This window comes from Lelliottia jeotgali (assembly GCF_977070485.1).
Genome location: NZ_CDRVFO010000039.1, coordinates 1 through 2,015 on the forward strand (window position 1 = coordinate 1; position 2,015 = coordinate 2,015).

General features: G+C 62.0%; 1 protein-coding gene. It reads right to left on the reverse strand.

Annotation, left to right across the window (positions count from 1 at the left end; genetic code table 11):
* The coding region (locus ACW4TB_RS27455; RefSeq protein ID WP_455843130.1) for an immunoglobulin-like domain-containing protein at positions 1–2,015 on the reverse strand (2,015 nt) is incomplete at both ends.

Genomic DNA, 2,015 nt, shown 5'->3' on the forward strand with positions numbered 1-2,015 from the left:
TTCTCGAAGTCACCACCGGTGGTGCCGGTGATGGTCGCTTTGACCTGGCCGGCGTCTTTGTAAACGTCATCCGCCGGTGCAGCGACGGTCACTTGGCCAGAGGTCTGGCCTGCAGCGATATTGATGGTCGCGCCGTTGCTCAAGGTCACGGTCATCGCCGTGCCGGCTGGGTTGCTCAAGGTCGCGGTGTAGACGATCTGGCCGCCTTCGGCGACATCGCCAGTGGCGCTCAGCACCAGATTGGTGGTCGCCTGGGTAGCCGGGCTGTCGGTAACCGTAGTGGTCGGAGTCCCGGCGGTATCCAGCTTCTCGTAATTACCGCCGTCGACCTTGGTAATGCTGTTGGTCAGCGAGGTGTTGGTGTTGTAAACGTTGTTCGGTGCGGTGAAGTTGACCGAGCCGGACGACTCACCGACACCGATGGTGATGCTTTGACCATTGGCCAATGTCACGACCAGCGGCGAACCAGTAACAGGCGCCGACACCGAGGCGGTGTACACCACGGTACCGCCCTCGACCACGCTTGGAGTGGCGGTCAGGGTCACCGTGCTGGTATCGAGAGTATCGCTAACGTTGGTCACGGCTTCAGCCGGATTGACTGCGAGGTTCTCGAAGTCACCACCCGTGGTACCAGTGACGGTGGCTTTGACCTGGCCGGCGTCTTTGTAGACGTCATCGGCGGGTGCAGCGACGGTCACTTGGCCAGTGGTCTGGCCGGCCGCGATGTTGATGGTCGCGCCATTGCTCAGCGTCACGGTCATCGCCGTACCCGCTGGGTTGCTCAAGGTCGCGGTGTAGACAATCTGACCGCCCTCAGCGACATCACCCGTGGCGCTCAGCACCAGGTTGGTAGTCGCCTGGGTAGCGGGACTGTCGGTAACCGTCGTGGTTGGTGTACCCGCGGTATCCAGCTTCTCGTAATTACCGCCCTCGACCTTGGTGATGCTGTTGGTCAGCGGGGTATTGGTGTTGTAGACGTTGTTTGGCGCAACGAAGTCGACCGAGCCGGACGACTCGCCGACGCCGATGGTGATGCTTTGACCATTGGCCAATGTCACAACCAGCGGCGAGCCAGTAACAGGCGCCGACACCGAGGCGGTGTACACCACGGTGCCGCCCTCGACCACGCTTGGAGTGGCGGTCAACGTGACGGTCGACGTATCGAGCGTATCGCTGACGTTGGTCACGGCCTCAGCCGGGTTGACTGCGAGGTTCTCGAAGTCACCACCGGTGGTACCAGTGACGGTCGCTTTGACCTGGCCGGCGTCTTTGTAAACGTCATCAGCCGGGGCGGCGACGGTTACTTGGCCAGAGGTCTGGCCGGCCGCAATGTTGATGGTAGCGCCATTGCTCAGCGTTACGGTCATCGCCGTGCCGGCGGGGTTGCTCAGCGTGGCGGTGTAAACGATCTGACCGCCTTCAGCGACATCGCCGGTCGCGCTCAGCACCAGATTGGTAGTGGCCTGGGTAGCCGGGCTGTCGGTGACCGTGGTGGTCGGAGCGCCGGCGGTGTCCAGCTTCTCGTAGTTACCGCCTTCGACCTTGGTGATGCTGTTGGTCAGCGGTGCATTGGTGTTGTAGACGTTATTGGGCGCAACGAAGTCGACCGAACCGGACGACTCGCCAACACCGATGGTGATGCTTTGACCGTTGGCCAATGTCACGACCAGCGGCGAACCAGTAACAGGAGCCGACACCGAGGCGGTGTACACCACGGTACCGCCCTCGACCACGCTTGGAGTGGCGGTCAACGTGACGGTCGACGTGTCGAGCGTATCGCTGACGTTGGTCACGGCCTCAGCCGGATTGACTGCGAGGTTCTCGAAGTCACCACCCGTGGTACCAGTGACGGTGGCTTTGACCTGACCGGCGTCTTTGTAGACGTCATCCGCCGGTGCAGCGACGGTCACTTGGCCAGTGGTCTGGCCGGCCGCGATGTTGATGGTCGCGCCATTGCTCAGCGTCACGGTCATCGCCGTACCCGCTGGGTTGCTCAAGGTCGCGGTGTAGACAAT